The sequence below is a fragment of the Paenirhizobium daejeonense genome (assembly GCF_014280875.1).
Classification (GTDB): Bacteria; Pseudomonadota; Alphaproteobacteria; order Rhizobiales; family Rhizobiaceae; genus Allorhizobium; species Allorhizobium daejeonense.
Genome location: NZ_JACLAL010000011.1, coordinates 18,443 through 38,878, shown reverse-complemented (window position 1 = coordinate 38,878; position 20,436 = coordinate 18,443). Strand labels below are relative to the sequence as shown.

Annotated in this window: 10 protein-coding genes; 6 read left to right on the top strand and 4 right to left on the bottom strand. The window is 60.4% G+C overall.

Annotated features, from left to right (window positions below):
* The first annotated feature begins 24 nt into the window (after nucleotides 1-24).
* Together H4I99_RS21685 and H4I99_RS21680 are read left to right on the top strand one after the other, a co-directional pair.
* Nucleotides 25-1,200 (top strand): glycosyltransferase, encoded by a 1,176-nt coding sequence (locus H4I99_RS21685; protein ID WP_163901407.1) that lies wholly within the window; start codon nucleotides 25-27, stop codon nucleotides 1,198-1,200.
* Nucleotides 1,201-1,234: 34 nt separating this feature from the next.
* A complete protein-coding gene (locus H4I99_RS21680) occupies nucleotides 1,235-1,435 on the top strand; it encodes a hypothetical protein (RefSeq protein ID WP_099059098.1) in 201 nt (66 codons plus the stop codon).
* Between the two features lie 187 nt (nucleotides 1,436-1,622).
* Here the strand turns inward: H4I99_RS21680 and H4I99_RS21675 are convergent, their stop codons facing one another.
* From H4I99_RS21675 to H4I99_RS21660, 4 genes are all read right to left on the bottom strand, one after another.
* Nucleotides 1,623-2,357: a response regulator transcription factor gene (locus H4I99_RS21675; RefSeq protein WP_163901405.1), complete on the bottom strand. Its 735-nt coding sequence runs from the start codon at nucleotides 2,355-2,357 to the stop codon at nucleotides 1,623-1,625.
* A 360-nt stretch (nucleotides 2,358-2,717) separates the two neighbouring features.
* Nucleotides 2,718-3,257 (bottom strand): Crp/Fnr family transcriptional regulator, encoded by a 540-nt coding sequence (locus tag H4I99_RS21670; protein WP_342345174.1) that lies wholly within the window; start codon nucleotides 3,255-3,257, stop codon nucleotides 2,718-2,720.
* A 428-nt stretch (nucleotides 3,258-3,685) separates the two neighbouring features.
* Nucleotides 3,686-4,861 (bottom strand): polysaccharide pyruvyl transferase family protein, encoded by a 1,176-nt coding sequence (locus tag H4I99_RS21665; RefSeq protein WP_163901401.1) that lies wholly within the window; start codon nucleotides 4,859-4,861, stop codon nucleotides 3,686-3,688.
* On the bottom strand, nucleotides 4,858-6,309 hold the full coding sequence (locus H4I99_RS21660; RefSeq protein WP_186663391.1) for a hypothetical protein: 1,452 nt from the start codon (nucleotides 6,307-6,309) through the stop codon (nucleotides 4,858-4,860). Before H4I99_RS21660 ends, H4I99_RS21665 begins: the two co-directional genes overlap by 4 nt.
* A 258-nt stretch (nucleotides 6,310-6,567) precedes the next feature.
* Between H4I99_RS21660 and H4I99_RS21655 the strand changes: the two genes are divergently transcribed.
* From H4I99_RS21655 to H4I99_RS21640, 4 genes are all read left to right on the top strand, one after another.
* Nucleotides 6,568-7,431 (top strand): glycoside hydrolase family 16 protein, encoded by an 864-nt coding sequence (locus H4I99_RS21655; protein ID WP_163901399.1) that lies wholly within the window; start codon nucleotides 6,568-6,570, stop codon nucleotides 7,429-7,431.
* 412 nt (nucleotides 7,432-7,843) lie between these two features.
* Nucleotides 7,844-9,775 carry a non-ribosomal peptide synthetase gene (locus H4I99_RS21650; protein WP_244625232.1) on the top strand — a complete coding sequence of 644 codons (1,932 nt, stop codon included), beginning with the start codon at nucleotides 7,844-7,846 and terminating at the stop codon, nucleotides 9,773-9,775.
* Nucleotides 9,772-17,910 (top strand): hybrid non-ribosomal peptide synthetase/type I polyketide synthase, encoded by an 8,139-nt coding sequence (locus H4I99_RS21645; RefSeq protein ID WP_163901397.1) that lies wholly within the window; start codon nucleotides 9,772-9,774, stop codon nucleotides 17,908-17,910. The genes H4I99_RS21650 and H4I99_RS21645 overlap by 4 nt, the downstream gene beginning before the upstream one ends.
* Complete coding sequence (locus H4I99_RS21640) at nucleotides 17,907-20,435, top strand: condensation domain-containing protein (protein ID WP_163901395.1); 2,529 nt, start codon at nucleotides 17,907-17,909, stop codon at nucleotides 20,433-20,435. The genes H4I99_RS21645 and H4I99_RS21640 overlap by 4 nt, the downstream gene beginning before the upstream one ends.
* The last annotated feature ends 1 nt before the right edge of the window (nucleotide 20,436 follow it).

Here is a 20,436-nt window from a genome sequence, read left to right as displayed (position 1 = left end):
TTAACAATTGTGCGTGAGGGAAACATGCGGGTAGCGATCGTTCATTACTGGCTCGTGTCTATGCGGGGCGGGGAAAAAGTCGTCGAAGCGCTCTGCGACATGTATCCGGAAGCAGACATCTTCACGCTGGTCTGCGATGAGAACAAGATCTCCGACAAGATACGTCGCCACAAGATCACGACGTCCTTCCTGCAGCGGATACCGGGCGCCACGCGCTACTATCAGTCGCTGCTGCCGCTGATGCCCTTCGCGCTCGAAAGCCTCGATCTTCGTGGCTACGATCTTATTATCTCAAGCGAATCCGGTCCGGCCAAGGGCATCATCCCGCCGCCGCATGCGGCGCATGTCTGCTATTGCCATTCGCCGATGCGCTATCTCTGGGATCACTATCATTCCTACCGGGACAATGCGGGGCTGGCTGCACGCATCACGATGCCGGTGCTCGCGCCCCTGCTGCGGTCATGGGACGCGAACTCCAGCCTGCGGGTGGACCGCTTCGTTGCCAATTCCCACCATGTCGCCGGGCGTATCCGCAAATATTACCGGCGGTCCGCCACGGTCGTTCCGCCTCCCGTTTCCGTCGAGGACTTCGCGCCGGTTGCGGGCGTCGAGGATTTCTATCTCTGCGCCGGCCAGATCGTTCCCTATAAAAGGATCGACCTGGCCGTGCGGGCCTTCTCGAAGATGGGGCGCAAGCTGGTCGTCATCGGAGAGGGGGCTAAGGGGGATATGGAGGCATTGAAACGGATCGCCGGGCCAAGCGTCACCTTCATGGGCCGTACGGCCTTTCCGGTGCTGAAAGCCAATCTTGCTCGTTGTCGCGCCCTGATCTTTCCGGGTGAGGAGGACTTCGGCATCGTTCCTGTGGAGGCCATGGCCAGCGGCCGGCCGGTGATCGCTTACGGGCGCGGTGGAGCTCTCGAAACCGTCGTCCACGGGCAGACCGGCATCCTGTTCGACGACCAGTCGGTCGAGGCGCTGATCGAGGCGGTCGAGACTTTTGAGCAGCAGGAGCGTGGTTTCCGTGCCGAAGCTATCCGCATGCATGCGGCCCGGTTCAGCCTCGCGAAGTTCCGCACCAGCATGCAGAAAATCATTGACGACGAGCTTGCGGCAAAAAGGGTGCCCGGCGCCAGGGAGCCGGGCATGGTGGCAGCGCCGTATCTCTACAACGACGACAGGCCGGTTCCCCTGCATTGAGCAGGATATCGAGAATGGGGAGGAGGAGGGGACGATGAACCTGATGATGAAACGTTACATCGCGCTCGACCGGAACGGCATGGGAGGCGCGGACAAGAGGTCGGGAAAGACTGCCGGTCTACCGGCGCTTCTGTTCTATCCGATCGAATATCTGATCTTCTACGCTATCGGCCTTTGCGTGCTGATGGTTGTGCTGTTGCTGCTGGCAACCCGCTGGATGGTACGGTTGCATTAGATCGCAACGTGTTCCAGAACGCTCTCTTTGAAGCAATCCTGTCGATCCTCGCGTCTTCGGCTGAACAAAACGAGGGTTCCCGATCAACCGCCTGGGATGGCGAAAGGTCGGGAACCCTTATGTTTTTATGGGCATGGGATCGGTTCGATCCGGCAGGCGAAGGCGTTTTCGCCCGCCGGACCCTGGATTATTTCAGCTTGAAGGCGACTTCCGTGCGGTTGGTCGCGTTCAGCTTCTTCATGATGTTGCGGATGTGAACCTTCACGGTGCTTTCGCAGAGGTTCATTTCATAGGCGATGATCTTGTTGGCCTTGCCACGGCGCAAGGCCTCGGCAACTTCGATCTCGCGTGGTGTGAACGCCTCGTTGGAGTAGGTCGAGCCGGTTACCACCGAACTCAGTGCCTCCTTCTTGGCGAGGATGCTGCTTGCGGGAATGAAAACGCCACCGGCGCGCGCCAGAGCGATTGCCTCTGCCGCGACACTGATGTTGACGCTTGTGGGAATGTACCCGCATGCGCCGGATTCTACCGCCTTGAGGATGTCTCCGAGGTCGTCGGAATCGGCGATGACGATGACGGGGCTCTGCCTGAAGGCGTCGACCACGCTGGTGATCCTTTCACAGGCTCCCGTCTCTGTGAGCTTCCTGCTGCCGAACACCAGCAGGACAGCCGAAGGCTGATCGGACATATGCCGCTTGCGCCATTCCTCCACCGACCCTGACGTGACGATGTTCATCGCCGGGTTGTAGATCGAGAGACTCCGCGACAGGCATTCACGATCGAGTGCCCGTGGATCGATTATCAGTATATATTTCTCCGTTTCGGAAGCTGACTTGGCGTTCTCCGGAATGGAGTGAATATAGTTCAAGTCCGCCTTTTGAAGAGATGCGATTTTATCGGGAAGTGCAGTGTGTGTATTCATCTTTCTTCTCCTACCCCTGTTATATTGTGCATTCTTCTTCTACGTCGTCAGGGCAGTGAACACCTGTGCCATTTTGACCAATTGTCTGCGGCTTTATCGAACGGATATCTGTATTCCTGAATGACGACGGTTAAACGTTTTCATAAAATTATATCGACTGCATTAACGTGAGTTAATTTATAGTAGTAATAGGGTAATAATTACTGCGTATTTTGCGCGCGGGTTATGCTTTTAAGTCAAGTATTACCCGAAATGATTAGTCCGGGTTGCCGAGTTCTACGGCGTGCATTAGGTGTCGTATTCCGGCATCGAATATATGCCGGGCCGATATATTTCGTGAAAGGTGCAGCGTTTGGCTGGTTAGCCCATATGCCCAGCCAGATAGGACGCGTCGAACTCGATGAGTTCCTCAAGCTTCCTCCGGTTCAGGAACTCGACGATCCCGTTTCTGAAGGAAACGAGGCCATTCAGTCTCATGTCCTTAAGGACCCGGTTTATATGGACCGTCGATAGACCCACGGCGTCGCCGATATCCGATTGCTTGAGTGGGCACTCGAAACCGTCGAAGCCGGGTTTGGTACTGGCTCCAGACCGGGCAGCCAGCTCAAGCAGTAGATGGCCGGTTCTTTCGAGCGCATCGCGCCGCCCTATATTGGCAAGACGCTCGGCCATCCGGGCCTGACGCTTCATCATCTCGATTATGATGATGAGGGATAGCTGCGAGGAGACATCGGATCCCTTACCGGTCAGTTGGCCGACGAATTCGTAGCCGGTGACTGGTGATACAGCCTGAACGCTTTCCTGCGCCAGTGCGGCTGAAACCGAGGAGAGCATGTCGCCGCCCAGAGCAAACTCCGTGACGATCCTTGTGCCGTTCGACAGGTTCTTGCTGGAGATCACCCAGCCGCTCTTGATGAACAGGATTCGCGAGCTGTCATTGTCGTGTTCGAAAATGGTGGCACCAGGGGGAAAACTGCGCAGAAAGGCTCCACTGAGTTTTGGACCCTGTTTACTGTACTGAAATGTTACCGCTTGTCTGTCGTTCGACAGATCCCCGTTACTCATTCAAACGCCCACCCAAACTACCCCTTTTGATGGAGAAAAAGTGTATCAGCAAATAATAAGATAAGAAAGTGACCTGCACTCTCTAAAATTGTTGGCAATTTTAGTAAAAATCTAAGGATTTTTCACAATTGAAACGACAATAAAATTTCAATCGACAAATATTAGTTTGTCCTGAATTAAAATGTTATTTCACGAAATGGTGATTATGCGCTACCGACGCGGCGCCGGCTTGCCCCAAAACGGGCCTTTCGCAGCGTGAGGCGTCAAAAATTATTTTGCATGCCGCGCACGCCTTCGAGCGCTTCGAGCAGCGTTGCGCCGTGTCTGTCCGGGTCGATTCCGCTGGTTTCGGCGGCTGTCACCAGTGCTGCGACGTGGGCTGGAGTCGCCGTCTTGCCGCTGGCGAAATAGGCCTCGCGGCCGACGGATCGGAAGAAGCTGGCGACCTTGCTATCCCATCCCAGGCCGACATGCGGCACTCCGAGTGAATATGCCGCGATACACGCGTGCAGCCGATGGGCGACGATCACGGAGAGCGATCGCAGGATATCTATGACATCTTCGGGCACTTGCGGGCGTTCGATCAGGTCAATCACGCCGGTGGTGCGGTAAAGTATCATGTCTTCGTCATCGAGGATCTTCTCGGCAAATCGTTGATCTTCCCGCGCGCCATTGGTGAACAGGCGAACGGAATAGCCCTGCCGGACAAGAAGACGGATGAGATCGCGATATTCCGCTGCCGTCCTGAAGCAGATATCCGTCGAGCGCCTGCCCGCGTGACGCATGAGGATGACCGGGTCGGTGACGCAGATGCCGACCTTGCCGCCGGTCCTGTCCAGTTCTTCTGCCCGTTCGAGGAAGCGGGCGGCGAGCAGGCCGGGATCAGGGACGATGACGGGGGACGGCCCCTCCTGAAAATGCTTGTTCCAGTTCTCCAGCGCCTTGCCATCGCGGACGGAGAGGTGAACAAGGTCCGTCTGCCTGATGACACCGAACAGTTCGTGCGCCTTGGCGGACCAGTCTTCGCCGACACCGACGGCATAGATCGCCAGCGGCTTGCCGCTGCGGCGCACACAATCCAGCAGCGTGCCGATCTTCAGCGGGAAGTTCAGGTCGTCATCCTGAAAGAGGTTTCCGCCTCCCAGCACGACGGCATCGACGGATGCGAGCTTTCGGCTCCATTCCTTTTCGAGCTTTTCAAGCTTGGGCCGGAGAATGAAAGCGACCGCGAGACTCCGGGCGAAGGAGGGCAGGGCGTGCAGCACATGGATGGCGTATTGCCTATGCTGGTGGGTGGTGCCGAACCCGGTGCGCCCGGCGAGATCGATCGTTTCCACCTGCGTGCCAGCTTCCATCGTCAAGGCATTCTCGATGCATTGGGCGAGGATGCCGTCCCCGAGGTTCTCGCTATATTTGACGTTGAAGACCAGGATCTTCATTGGCGTCCGTCCCGGATGCCCGGAAAGCCGCTGAAACTGCCGGTGACGGGAAATGGCCTCGCCACGGATACGCGCTCGCCTGCAAGAGCAGCGACGCTTCCGGCCAGGATGTAGAACATCAGTCCGAGATCGTAGACGGTGCCGGAAATACAGGCCGCAGTCAGCAGAGCAATCAGGCCGGTCCTTGCAGCGCGTATCGTTGCCCCGGTGACGTCCTCGTCACGGGGTGCAGATTGCGACCGACCGATCAGGATGGAGAAGACGAACAATCCAAACAGTGTGGTTCCGACAAGGCCCACATTGGAAAGCAGAACGAGGATATAGCTCGATGCGCGGGCGCTTCCCAGCCCAGCCCCGAGACCGCTGGTATTGAGGAAAGCTTCATAGGCCATGGCATTCCACATGAAGCGTTCCTTGCCGGATTGGCTCTCGGCCTTGGAAAGCAGCATTTCGTCGAGGAAGTCACCCAGCTGATCGACGAGACCCGGAAAGACGACGAATGTTGTCAGTACCGCAAGCGGAATGAGAGCGACGCAGGCGGCGATGAAGACTGGCCGTCCTTCGCCTGTCGAGCCCCGCATCGTGCCGAGCACCGCGCGCGTCCAGAGATAGGGCACCACCACGCCGAGGCCGATGAGGGCCGTGGCGGATGTCGACAGAAGCAGCGCCACCAGCAATGCCATGGACAGAGTTCCGGTGTCCCGTGCCCGAACCCGGTCGAGCCAGAGGCTGGCGACCACGGCAAACAGGACGAGCGTGTATTCCGAGAAGGCGGATGCCTCGGGGAATGTTCCCGAGATACGCTTCAGGCCACCTTTTTCGGAGGCGGTGAGAAGGGCGTAGTTCGCCGTACGGACGAAGCTCAGAAGGTATTCCGTACCGGTGAAATAGGTGACGACATCGATCACCGCGAAGCCGAGATCCACGGCGGCAAGCAGCAGAATGGCCTTGATCAGGTGCTCCGGCTTTCCTGTGTGGCGGAAATAGGCGAAGACCGTGGCGAAGCAGACGAGGCCGCCCAGAGCGTACACGGTCTGCGTGATGTTGTTGGACGAGAAGCGGAGCGGCGTCAGCGCAATCGTTGAGCGCGTGCTGCTGACGCGCTCAACGGTCATTGTGTCCGTAACGCCTTCCAGTAGTCTCGGAAAGTAGACCGCGCTCAACAGGCCGAAGGCGGTCAGGAGCAAGAGCCAGAAGCCTGCTCGACCCGGCTGCATGGACGCAAGCAGCGGACCTTCTCCAGCAGCTATGAACATTCTGATAGCGAAGAAGACGAGAAACAGGCTTGGCACCAGTACCGTCGGTCCGCCAAGCGCCGGGAGGCCGATCGCGGCCGCGGCGCCGAAGACCGTCGAAACCACCATGATGGTGAAAGCCCAGTTCGCAGGTGCTGCGAGGATCACGCATCCCACCAGGATGGTGATCAGTCCCATCAACTCAATACCCATTTGGTCCTCGTCCCGTCCGGCGGATCATCGAAGGGCGCCGGGGCAAGAAGCCATTCCGGCACCTCCTGCCCGGCGTCCGGAAGTTCGGCATCGACGGGCAATCAAACCTCAATCTTCGCTCAACTATCTGTGAGCGCTGAACAATTTAGCATGGAAGGAAAGCCCCTGTATTTACATCCGCGCGTAAGCCTTTTTCGGTAGAGGCCGATCCGAATTCGGTTCTATGCGACCAGATGACCGGCGAGATATGCATTTGCCATGTCGTACTTCGAGCAACGATACGCCAGCTTTCGGTGTGGTTTTGGTCTTCGCGGAGGTTCGGGCGGTTGGGTTGCAGGATTAGCCCTGGCGGCTTTCCTGCTGGTTCCGGCTACGCATGCCGAAGAAGCCGCTTCAGGCGACAGCGGCGATGGCATCGACCTTACCGCCATGACGCTTTCCTTTTCCGAGGAATTCGACGATCTCGACGTTTCCGAATGGGGGCCGGGAACCCGCTGGATCGCGCATACGCCGTGGTCCGGAGATTTCGGGGGCGCACGCTTTGCTGCGCCCAAGGAAGGCTTCCCTTTCACTACGGATGAGGGGGTGCTTCGCATAGAGGCTAGCAGCGACGCAGAGGGCGACTGGCGGTCAGGCATGCTCGCCTCTGTCGATACCAAGGGTAACGGCTTTGCCCAGCAATACGGCTATTTCGAAATCCGTGCGCGCCTGCCGCTCGGGTCCGGCGTCTGGCCGGCTTTCTGGCTGATTGGCCGTGACCGTTCCAAGGCGACTGCGGAAATCGACGTGCTCGAGTTCTACGGCGATAAACCGGAGGCTTACTCATCCGTCGTCCATGTGTGGCACAAGGGCGGAGAGCACTATTCCAAGGGTAAGCGCATCGAGGTCTTCAAGGATGCCGACCCGACCGAGTTTCATACCTATGGCGTAAAGATCGACCCGGTGTTCATCCGAATGTATTTCGATGGCCGTCTTGTCTGGAAGACCGAGACACAGCCGGAACATCGCCAGCCGATGTACATGCTGATCAATCTCGCTCTGGTCGAGGAGGGTGTCAGGGCTCTGCCCCCCGATCCCTCCTACATGTATGTCGATTATGCCAGGGCCTATACGCTCGACTGATCGCGAGCCATTTCCTCCCTTCTGAAAGCGATGATGGAAAGCGCCTGCAGGTTGTCGGCTGTTCGGTGTGTTTCCAGCATGTGTTTGTTTTTCTTCACATCGGTTGCGCTACTATGGAGCCAATGTGCCTTCGGAACGTGCAACTTTCCATGCTGGCGATAGTGCTTTCGGCTAGACAACACGGGGTAGAGGGAAGAGCGGAGGGGCTGGCTGCGCCCCGACTGGCCGAATGACTTAGTTCGCAAGTCCCTATCGGTCGCCGGGTTCACCCCAATGACCAGCTTTCCATTTCTCCCCGTCGTGAAATTCTGGCCACGGGGGAAAGCCGGTCGCCAGGTTCGTTTTGGCAGTGGCGCGTGAAGTTTCTCCCGTCGATGCGTGTTTCGGACCATCCAGGTTACGGGGGAAGCCGATGAGTTACACCTCAGGCTACGGAATGAACGGCGCGAGTATTGCGTCGGACGGAGGGCTCCAGAGAAGAGCTCATTACGACAGGCAGCGGAGTATCCATGATATCTTCCGTGACCATGCACATTCGGATCCCGATGCGCGGGCTCTGGTCTTCGGTGGTTATTCTCTTACCTATGGCGAACTCGACCGTCTCTCGGACGCATTGGCGGCTTACCTGCTTTCATGCGGAGTGGGAAAGGGCGAAGTGGTTGCCCTGCTGGTTCCGCGCGCGCTTTCGACGGTGGTTGCCAAGCTCGGTATCCTGAAGGCCGGCGCGGCCTATCTTCCAGTCGATCCGGCCTTCCCGGCCGATCATCTGGCCTATGTCATCGGCGAATGTGCACCGAAAGTCATTTTCATCGATTCCGCGCACGGGCCCGATATCGATCTGCCTGCGGTCGGTGCGGGCAAGGTCGTCGATCTCTCCGCGCTTCTTCCCACGCTGACGGCCGGAATTTCCTGTACCTTGCCGGAGGTCGGCGGGGCGGACCCTGCCTATGTGATGTATACGTCCGGCTCAACCGGCCGCCCCAAAGGGGTCGTCATCCCGCACAGGGGTATCGCGCGGCTGGTGCTCGACCAGAACTATGTCCTCTTCGATCACGAGGACGTCGTCCTTCACACGGCAACGATTTCCTTCGATGCCGCGACCTTCGAGATCTGGGGCGCGCTGCTGAACGGCAGTACTCTGGCCGGCATGCCCGCCGGCAGTTTTTCACTTGCCGAGCTTTCCAACGTCATCCGCGAAAACGGCGTGACGGTGATGCTGCTGACAACCGGCCTGTTCAACCTTTTCGCCGATCATGCGGTTGGAGACCTGCCGAGCCTGCGCCATGTCTTCTTCGGTGGCGAGGCGGGTTCGGTCGAGCATGCCCGGCGTTTCCAGAACGCGCATCCAGGTTGCCGTCTCACCAATGCCTACGGTCCGACCGAGGCGACGGTAATTGCGACGACCTTCACCATTCCGGCTGGGTTCGATGCAAAGGATCTGCCGATCGGCAGTGCAATTGCCAATACGGACCTGCTCATTCTCGATGAGAACATGCGTCCGCTGGCTGCCGGTGCCGAGGGGCAGCTTGCGCTCGCCGGCGACGGCCTGGCGATCGGTTACGTCAACCGTCCCGATCTCACCGCGGAAAAATTCGTGACGGTGGAAACCGGCGAGGGCGGCGAGGTGCGCTGCTATCTCACCGGCGATCTCGCGACGATGGGAGCCGATGGTACGCTGTTCTTCAAGGGGCGGCGGGATCGGCAGATCAAGATCAACGGCAAGCGCATCGAACTCGATGAAATCGAGGCCGCGCTTCGCAGGGACCCGCGGGTTCTGGACGCCGTTGTCGCCTGCCACGAGCAGGGGCCGTCTCTCAAGCGGATCGTGGCCTACCTTCATCCGCGGAGCGAAAGCGACGTCGACAATCCGGGGTTCCTCCCGGCAGTCATGGAGAAGCTGCGCAGCGCGCTGCCGGCTTACATGATCCCGAGTGCTGCCATGGTGCTCAAGGAATTTCCGCTGACACAGGCCGGAAAGACGGACCGGGCGAAACTGCCCCTGCCGCCCGTCGAAAGCGCAAAGCCGGAGGCGCCTGAAAGCCGCAGCGAGGAAATCCTGACGCGTCTCTGGCAGGAGGCTCTTGGAGCTACCGAGATCCCCGTCGACCGTAATTTCTTCGACCTCGGCGGGACCTCGCTTCAGCTCCTGAAGGTTCACGCCGGACTGGAGACCGAACTTGGGCGCAACGTCGATGTGATCGCCCTGTTCAAACACCCCACCATTCGCGAGCTCGCACGCTTCCTCGATGGCAAGACGCCACAGGCGTCCAGGGCCATGACCCCGGACCGGAGGGCGGCATTGCAGAGACGGACCGTATCCAATTTCCGCAGGAGTTCTACATGACGGAAGACGATCAGTCGCTCAACAGCAGTTCGGGCGAGGGCGGCCACGAAGAAACCTATGCGCCGGATGGCATTGCCATCGTCGGTATGTCCGGCCGTTTTCCCGGAGCTCCAAGCGTCGAGGCGCTGTGGCAGCTTGTGGAGGAGGGGCGAAACGGCTTCGTGACCTTCTCGCCCGACGAGATCGAGGATGCGTTCACGGATGAGGAGCGCGCTGGCGCGGACTATGTCGCCGCCCGTCCTTTCCTTGCCAATGTCGAAGAGTTCGATGCGGAATTCTTCGGCATGTATCCGCGCGAGGCCGCGGTGACGGACCCGCAGCACCGTGTCTTCCTCGAGGTCTGCTGGGAAGCGCTGGAAAGCGCCGGTTATGACCCTTATGCCGACGCCGGCCTTGTCGGAGTTTTCGCCGGCTGCTCCATGCCGACCTACCTCATCAACAACGTGCTTGGTGACAGGTCGAAGGTGGAGGAATTCACCTCGAATTACCAGATCGGTTGTTTCAACCAGATCGTCGGATCGGTGGCGGACGCGCTTGCGACCCGCATCGCCTACAAGTTCAATCTTCGCGGTCCCGCCTTCACGCTGCAGTCGGCTTGCTCCACCTCGCTGCTCGCCATTTCCCAGGCCTGCCAGAACCTCCTGACCTATGGTTGTGACATGGCGCTTGCCGGTGGGGTGTCTATCACACTGCCGCAGAAGCGGGGTTATCTCTATCAGGAGGGCGGCATGGTTTCGAAGGACGGTATCTGCCGGCCCTTCGATGCGGAAGCTTCCGGCACGGTGTTCGCCAGCGGTGCCGGTGTCGTGCTGCTCAAGCGGCTGGAAGACGCGCTTCGCGATGGCGACCGCGTCTATGCCGTTATCCGCGGCTACGGCGTGAATAATGACGGCTCCGACAAGATCGGGTTCACCGCGCCCAGCGCGGAAGGGCAGGCGGAAGCGATTTCCGCGGCGATCGCCCATGCCGGTATCGATCCCGCCACCATCGGCTATGTCGAATGCCATGGCACGGCGACGCCTCTCGGAGATCCGATCGAGTTTTCCGGCCTGAAGGGCGCCTTTTCGGGCGTTGCCCGTGGACAGGGCACGTGCGCGCTCGGGTCGATAAAGGGCAATGTCGGCCATATGGATGCCGCCGCCGGTGTTGCAGGGGTCATCAAGACCGCTCTTGCGCTGCATTACGGCAAGATCCCCGCAATGCCCAACTACAAGTCGCCCAATCCGCGGATCGATCTGGAGCGCAGCCCTTTCTATATTCCGACGACAACGGTGGAATGGCCGGAAGGCGAAACGCCCCGGCGTGCCGGCGTGAGCTCGTTCGGCGTGGGCGGCACCAATATCCATGTCGTTCTGGAGCAGGCGCCTCATCGTGAAGAGGTGGTCGGCGAAGACGGGGAAGGACCGTATATCCTGCCCCTTTCCGCCCGTAGCGAGGCGGCGCTTTCCGCCATGCGCGGAAATCTTGCAGATCATCTGGAGAACAATTCCGACCTGCCGCTTTCCGGGGTTGCCCGCACTTTGCAGGAAGCGAAGCATGCCTTCGCGCATCGCGTGGCCATTGCGGCTGAAAGCATAAACTCGGCGGTGGAACAGCTTCGCTCGGAGAAGGTCAGCACCAATGTGGCGGCTGATATCGCGCCGCCCGTCGTCTTCATGTTCCCCGGCCAGGGCTCTCAATATGTCGGCATGGGCGCGGGGCTTTATAACCGGGAGCCGGAATTCACCCGCTGGATCGATCGCGGCGCGGAAGTGCTCAAGATGACATCGAATGTCGATGTCCGCGATTACCTCTGCCACATGGGGCCGGTGACGGACGCCATGGCGGAGGAGCAGCGCGATACCCGGATCGCTCAGCCGTGCCTCTATCTGGTGGAACATGCGCTGGCGCGGCTGTGGATGAGCCGTGGCCTCAAGCCCGACGCCATGATCGGCCACAGCGTCGGCGAGTTCGTGGCGGCGACGCTTGCCAATGCCATTTCCTTCGAGGATGCGCTGACGCTGGTGGCTACCCGTGGAAAGCTCATGCAGAAGCAGCCCCAGGGAGCGATGCTCTCCGTTCGCGCGGCACCCGATGTGCTCGAACAATACCTGCGCGGCAGCGCCGAGATCGCCGCGATCAACGCGCCGAAGCTCTGCGTCGCATCAGGGCCGTTCAAGGATATTGACGACGTCTGCATCGAGCTTGAAAAGGCGGGCATCGCTTTCAGCCGGCTGCATACGTCCCACGCCTTCCATTCGGCGATGATGGAGCCCTGCATCGACGATCTGCGGAAGCAGGCGGCGAAGGTGACCTATGGAACCGCCACCATTCCCTACATCTCCTGCGTGACCGGCAACTGGCAGACGGATGAGCTTGGCCGCTCTCCCGACTACTGGGCGCGGCATTGCCGGGAAGCGGTACGTTTTTCCGACGGGCTCTTCACGCTCTGCAAGGATCAAAAGCCGGTTCTTCTCGAAGTCGGCCCCGGACGAACCCTTTCGGTGTTCGCCTCCCAGACCATCGGCCGCGGCGGTGTCTCGGCGATCATTCAGTCCATGCCGGAGCATGACCGTGCGGACGCAGCGGTGGACATGTTCGCGGAAGCGCATGGTAAGCTCTGGATGGCTGGCCGGGAAATTCCCTGGCCAGCCCTTCCGGAAGGAAGCGAGCGCAACCTGCCGCTGCCCACCTATCCCTTCCAGCGCCAGCGCCACTGGATCGACGCGCCACCTTCCGCGCGCCGTGCTGCCAGCGCTGCGGCACTTCAACCTTCATCGACCTTAGTAGAACCCAACGGCGAGATAGAAATCATGAGTACTATCAGCTCTTCTCCGGCTGCTGTTGCAGCCCGTATTCCCGAACTGGAAACATCGCTGCTTGCTTTGCTCAGCGACATGTCCGGAGAAACGCTTGATGCCGAAAGCAAGGCGAGCACCTTCCTCGAACTCGGTTTCGACTCCCTCTTCATCGGGCAGTTCGCCCAAAAGATCGACAAGCAGTTCGGTATTAAGATTTCGTTCCGGGAGCTGTTGAGCAACATCCCGTCGGTCGCCGATCTCGCCCGGTATCTGGATGGCGCAATGCCTCCGGAGCCCGAGCGCGCGCCGCAACTCGTGCCTGTCGTGGCATCCGCTCCCGCCGCCGTTTCCCAGCCTGCCGCGGCAGCTCCGGCAATGGCGGCAGCCATGGTCATGCCGGCAGTGTCCGCCCCGGTGGTCACGACGCAGCGCGGTGGCGGTCTCGACACCAGCCTTGAGGCCGTCCTGCAATCACAGCTCAGCCTGGCGCAGACGCTGTTTGCGCAGCAGTTCCAGGTTCTGCAAGCAGCAGGAGTCGCCTCGGGTGTTCCCGCCGCGCTACCGGCAGTCCAGCCCGCCTTTGCTCAATCTGCTCCTCAGCCGGTTGCCGCAACACCCGTTGCAGCAACGCCGGCGCCTGCATCGGCCGCCTCGACCGAGGATCAGGGCGAAATCGGCACGGAACGCATCAAGCTTTATCGTCCCGGCGCAAAGAGCAACGCTCCCGAACTGACAGCGGAAAAGAAGGCATTCATCGACAACATCATCGCGACCTACGCAGAGCGAAACAAGGGATCAAAGGCATTTACCGAGGCTAACCGCCGGCGCCATGCCGATCCGCGCACCGCATCCGGCTTCCGCGCCGACTGGAAGGAGATGATCTTCCCGATCGTTTCCAATCGTTCGAAGGGTTCGCGCATATGGGACATTGACGGCCACGAATACATCGACCTGGTCAACGGGTTCGGCCAGACGGCCTTCGGCCATGCGCCTGATTTCGTGGTCGAGGCGATGAAGAAGCAGATGGATGCCGGTTTCGCCATCGGTCCGCAGACGCTGCTTGCAGGCGAAGCGGCCGAACTGGTCTGCGAACTCACGGGTCATGAGCGCGTGACCTTCTGCAATACCGGTTCGGAAGCCGTCATGGCCGCAATGCGCGTGGCGCGCGCCGTTACCGGTCGCGAGCGGATCGTGATCTTCGCCAATGACTATCACGGTCAGTTCGACGAGGTTCTGGTCAAGGGCCGCAATCGCGGCGGCAATCCCGTCGCGCTGCCGATTGCGGCCGGCATTCCGAACAGCTCCGTCGCCAACATGGTGGTGCTGCGTTACGGCGCGCCGGAAAGCCTCGACTGGATCCGCGCCAATGCCGACGAGGTGGCTGCGGTCATCATAGAACCGGTGCAGAGCCGTCATCCCGAACTTCGGCCGCAGGAATTCGTCCGCAGCCTCAGGGAAATCGCGACAGCATCGGAATTCGCCCTCGTATTCGACGAGGTCGTCACCGGCTTCCGCGTTCACTCGGGCGGCATGCAGGCCGTTTGGGGTATCCGGGGTGACATGGCCACCTATGGCAAGGTGGTCGGCGGCGGCATGCCGATCGGTGTCCTGACGGGCAACAGCCGCTTCATGGATGCGCTCGACGGTGGTTACTGGAACTACGGCGACGATTCCGTCCCGATGGTGGCGCCGACCTTCTTTGCCGGCACCTTCGTTCGGCATCCGGTCGTGCTGTCGGCCGTCAAGGCTGTGCTCGAACATATCAAGGGCGAGGGTGCCGCACTTTACGACCGCGTTGCAACGCGCACCGAAGCGCTTGTCGCGGAAATCAACTCCGATCTCGAAAAGCGTGGCATAGGTCCGGTCGTCAACGGCTATAAGAGCTGGTTCTATACGGATTTCAGCAGTCTCGATCCGCTCGGTGGGCTGGTCTATCCCATCATGAGGATGAATGGCATCCATACGCAGGATGGCTATCCCTGCTTCCTGACGACAGAACACAGCGAAGCGGATTTCCAGGCAATCGCCAAGGCCTATCGCGATGCGTTCGATGCTCTGCAATCTGTGGGCATTCTGGCGCCGAAGGGCGTCAGCGTAGCGGTGGTTACCAGCGATGCGCCAGTCGAGAAGGTCGCCATTGCGGCCGAGCGGCCTCAATCGGCCCCGCTGACGGAGGCCCAATCGGAAATTTGGCTCGCTGCCCAGCTTGGCGAAGAGGCATCCTGCTCCTTCAATGAGTCCTTCACGCTGACGCTCGACGGTTCTCTCGACCAGGCCACTTTTCTCAAGGCGTTGAAGACGGTCATCGACCGGCATGACGCCCTGCACATCCGCTTCGACCGCAACGGCGAGCGCTTCAGCTTCATCCCCGACTTCGATCTTGGCGTCGAGATCGTCGATCTATCGCAGGAAGGCGATGGCGAGGACGTGCTTCTGGCGATCATCGACGATGAGGCGCATATGCCCTTCGATCTGGTACAGGGGCCGCTGGCGCGGGCAAAGCTCGTCACGCTCGGCAAGGACCGGCACGCCTTCGTCTTCACTGCCCATCACATCGTCTGCGACGGCTGGTCGATGAACGTGCTGGTGGAGGAACTGTCTGCGACATATTCCGCCCTGATGGGGGGCAAGACCCCCGAGCTCGATCCGGCGCTTTCGTTCGCGACCTATGCGACGGATCTCGCGCCGGATGCGGAGGTCAATCCCGATACCCAGAAGTTCTGGCTCGACCAGTTCAAGGATATTCCGGAACCGGCGGAAATGCCGTTTGACCGGGCCTATCCGGAGCAGCGAACCTTTGCCGGCGGAACCTGCACGGTGAAGATCGGTGCCGATGTCTACAAGGATCTGAAGAAGCGCGGTGCACGTAGCGGTGCGACACTGTTCTCCACCCTGCTGGCGGCCCTGCAGGTGATGGTGGCCCGACTGTCGGCGCAGCCTGATGTGGTGATCGCCATACCGTCTGCCGGCCAGAGTCTGCTCGACGGCCAGACCCTTGTCGGCCACTGCGTCAACCTCCTGCCGCTTCGCCAGATGGTGGAGGCTTCCAGCTCCTTCGAGACGCATCTGAAGGCGACGCAGCAGCTCGTGCTGAAGGCGTTCGAACACCAGGACTATACCTATGGCACGCTGGTGAAGACGCTCGGGGTCAAGCGCGATCCGCGCCGTCTGCCGCTGACGGGCATCCAGTTCAATCTTGAACGGGTGGCCGGCAATGCGGAATTCTCCGGGCTGACTGCGAAGATGGAGCCCAATCCGAAGGCGTTCTCCAACTTCGACATGTTCCTCAACATGATCGAGGGAGCTGACGGCATCCGTATCGATGTCGATTACAATGCCGACGTGCTCGATCGCGAGACCGTCGAACGCTGGGTCGGCCATTTCGTGTCGCTGGTCACGGCGCTGGCGAAGGATATGGAACAGCCGATCGCCGCCCTGTCGCTCCTGTCTTCTAAGGAAACCGACTGGCTGGTCGATGGCCTGAACCAGAGCACGGTCGATTATGACCGGGATGCCTTCGTGTTCTCGCTGTTCTCCCGCAAGGCAGCTGAACATCCGGACAAGATCGCGGCCATTCATCGCGGCAAGACGATCACCTATGGCGAACTGGATCAGCAGTCGAACAGGCTCGCCCGTCACATTGGTTCTGTCGTCTCCGGTAAAGGGCAGCGTGTCGCGCTTCTGGTCGACCGGTCGCTCGACATGCTGGTGGCGCTGCTCGCCATCATGAAATCGGGCCATGCCTATATTCCGCTCGATCCGGGCCATCCCGAACCGCGCCTGCGCCAGACGCTGGAAACGGCTCGCCCCGTCGCAATGATCTGCGACAGCGATGTCGGTGCCGCATTGGCCGGCGATGGCGTCGCCATTATCCGAACGGACAGTGATGCAAAGGCCATCAACGGTCTCTCCGGCGATGCGCTGGAGACCTTGCCGACCGATACCGAAACGACGGCCTACGTCATCTTCACCTCTGGATCGACCGGCACGCCCAAGGGTGTAGCCATTTCCCATCGCGCGCTGACCAACTTCATGCTGTCGATGGAGAAGGAACCGGGTCTTGCCGCCGACGATACGCTTGTGGCGGTTACCACGATCTCCTTCGATATCGCGGGACTGGAGCTTTACCTGCCGCTGATCGCTGGCGCCAGGGTGGTGATCGCAGACCGTACTCAGGTACAGGACGGTTTTGCCCTGGTCCGGCTGGTCGAGGAAAGCAATGCCACGGTGCTGCAGGCCACGCCGACGCTCTGGCAGATGCTTGTCGAGGCCGGCATGGGCAAGACCATGCGGCTGAAGAAACTCTGCGGTGGCGAACCGCTGCCGAAGGATCTGGCCCGCACGCTCGTCCGGATGGAAGGCGAACTCTGGAACATGTATGGGCCGACGGAAACGACCATCTGGTCTTCCGTGCAGCAGGTTCTCGACAATGACGCTCCCGTCACCATCGGGCATCCGATCGCCAATACGCAGCTGTATATTCTCGATCAGGACGGCCGGATCGCACCGGTTGGCGTGACGGGCGAACTGCATATCGGCGGCGACGGTCTGGCGCAGGGCTATTTCGACCGTCCCGACCTGACCGAAGCGGCCTTCGTCCAGCGCAATGTCGGAACGAGCGGCACGCAGCGTCTCTACAAGACGGGCGATGTCGGCCGGCGTCTCGCCGACGGTTCCCTGCAACTGCTCGGCCGTCGCGACAACCAGATCAAGCTGCGCGGCTTCCGCATCGAATTGGGGGACATCGAAGCGGTGATTTCGCAGGTCGAGGGCGTTCGCCAATGTGCGGTCGTCGGTGTCCGCAACAGCAAGGGCGACGTCTCGCTCGTCTGCTACTACGTCACCGAACCCGGCACGTCCGTTCCCGATGCCGCAGGGCTTGCGGCGCTGGCCCGGGCGAACCTGCCGGCCTACATGGTGCCGGCGGCGTGGGTGCTCGAAACGGCATTGCCGCAGACCGCCAATGGCAAGCTCGACCGTAAGGCGTTGGAAAAGCGGGACATCCGTCAGCACGAGGCTGCCGCAGCCGCAACCAAGGTCAAGCCGCGGACCGAGATGGAGACCAGGCTCTGGACCATCTGGAAGGGTGTGCTGGATGTCGATAACATCGGCGTCGAGGACAATCTCTATGCGCTGGGGGCGGACTCGCTCACCATCTTCCGCATAGCCGCCCGCATGCTGGATGCCGGCCTGCCGCTGGAAGCCAAGCATCTGCTTCGCCATCCCTCGATTGCGGAACTCGCTGCCTATGCCGAGGAGCAGAAGGACGCGGCACCGGCCGGCATGACCTACCAGATCCCGTCGCTGAAGGATTTCCGTAACGGTGCGCGTCGCCGAGTAGAGAGTGTGTCATGAGTCAGATAGAAAACACGACAGTTGCATCGGGTTCCGAGCCCGGCCTCATCGCAGAATTCCCGTGCACGCAGACGCAGTTGCGCTGCTGGGTTCTCGATCAGCTCAAACCCGGCAATCCGGCGCTGAACGTCGCCGTTCGCTGGGAAATCCGGGGAGCCTTCAAGGCTTCCACCATCGAGGCGGCGTTGCGCCGGATCATCCAGCGCCACGAGGTTCTCAGGACCCGCTTCGTCGAGCGGGCCGGCCAGCCTTACCAGCAGGTGGTCGAAGCGGTCGATTTCCGCATGTCGGTCATCGACCTCAGGAACATGCCAAGCGCGCAGCGGGAGCAGCGCATTCTCTCTATCGGCGAGGAAACGGCTTCGGCTCCCTTCGATCTCGGAAAACCCTGCCTGTTTCGCGTCACGCTGCTGATGGTGGAAAACGACCGGGCCTTCATCCTGATCACCGCGCACCAGAGCTGCTTCGATGGCTGGTCGATCCGGGTGCTGGGCCGTGAGGTCGGGGAAATCGCGGCGGCGATCGATGCAGGCCGCCAGCCCGTGTTGCCGGACCTTCCGCTGCAATACGGTGATTTCGCTCTCTGGCAGGACGAATATCTGGGAAGCTACGGTTTCGAGACGGAAAAGACCTTCTGGAAGGAACAGCTGGGCAATGCGCCCTATTTCGAAGTTCCGACCGATCATCCGCGACAGGCGATCAAGAGCAATAACGGGAACATACTGTCCGTCGTGAGACCGGTGGATTTCGGCGAACGGATCGAGAGGGCGGCCCGCGAACAGCGCGTCTCGCTTTACGGTTACGGCGCTGCCATCATGAGCGCGATGCTACATCGATTCACCGGCGCGAAGGACATCCTGTTCGGAACGCAGATCGCCGGCCGGGACCATTCGGACCTCGAAGACCTGATCGGCGTCTTCATCAACAATCTCGTCCTGCGCTTTCCCGTTTCGCCCGATGCCTCGTTTTCGGACCACATCCACGCAACGAGCGAGACCGTCACCGCTGCCCTCAATCATCAGCGGATGCCGTTCAACAAGCTGGTCGAAATGCTCAATCCGGTGCGCGACCCTTCGCGCAACCCGCTGATCTCGGTGAATTTCAACCTGCAGAAGGCGTTTCTCGAAGACCGGCGCTACGGGGATTTCGAACTCATCAGCGCGCCGTCGCAATCGCCCGGCGTCATCTACGACCTGAGCTTCATCATGATCGGTCGCCCGTCCGGCTGGCGCATGTCGATCGAATACAACACCGATCTCTTCGACCGCGGCACGATCGAAGGTCTCCTTCAGCTCTGGCAGGACATCTACGAACTGGCGCTGGAACATCCCGATGCGCCTCTTTCGGCTTTGCGGGTGCCGCCGCGCGGCGGACAGGTGGCGGACGTTCCGGTGATCGAGCTGTCGCGGTTCCGTCCGGCGCCCAAGGAAGTCGAAGTGGCATCTTCGCCGGAAGACACTTCCGCCATGTCGGCGGCGCAGCGCATCGCGGCACTTTCCGAGATCTGGGCCAATGTGCTCGAGGTGAAGACGGTCGAGCCGGAAGGCGATTTCTTTGCGCTTGGCGGTCATTCCCTGCTTGCTCTCAGAATGCTCTCGGCCGTTCGAGAGCGTTTCGGGGTGAAGGCGGATCTCGCGCTTCTCTTCAAGGAGCCGACGCTCAAGGGATTCGCGCAAGCGCTTTTCTGTGACGATGAAGGCGAACAGGGCGAAAGCCCCAAGCGTTCACCCTGGGAGATGAGTGTCTACAAGACCGGGACTGGCCCCTGCTCCGTCTATACGCTCAATAATCCCTTCCTCTACTATCGCCTTGCGAACGAGCTGGACGATTCGATCTCGGTCTATAACGTCAACATGTTCGGCGCGGCGAAGGATCAGTCGACAGTCGGGGCTTCGCTGCAGGACATTGCCGCGCAGGCGATCGAGGCCATGCAGCTTGGCGAGTATCGCGGACCGATCGTCATCGTCGGGCTGTGCGTGAACGGTGTGCTGGCGATCGAAGTGGCCCGCCAGTTGCGGGAAGCAGGCGTCGATGTGGCCTTTTCCGCCGTCATTGACTCCTGGGCGCCGGGCTATTTCCGGTCGCTGCCGAAGTCCCGCCAGCGCTGGTGGAACACTGAAAAGCGGGTCAAGCGTCTTGGCTATTTTACCGGCAAGCTCCTGTCCGGCCGCATGCGCCTGATGGTCTTTCTCAAGGAATTCAACCTGACCCTCAACCTGATGCAGAAGCTCGGGATCGGGGGCGCGAACTATACGCAGGAGGAGAGCTCCAACGCGCTTGTGACCGATCTGCTGGTGCAGGCTGCCCGCGATTACAAGCCGGTAAAGGGGGGAGCCACGTTGCTTTTCCGCAGTCAGGCCAATCATCCGCGTGCCGGCAGACTCAGGTTTGGATGGGGCGATGCCGCCGGTCAGGATGCCGAGGTCATCGATCTTGACGGCTGGCACGAGGATTCCCTGACCATGGACGGCATTCGCACGCTTGCGCTCTCCGTCGAAGACAAGCTGCTGGCGGAACGGTTCTGAC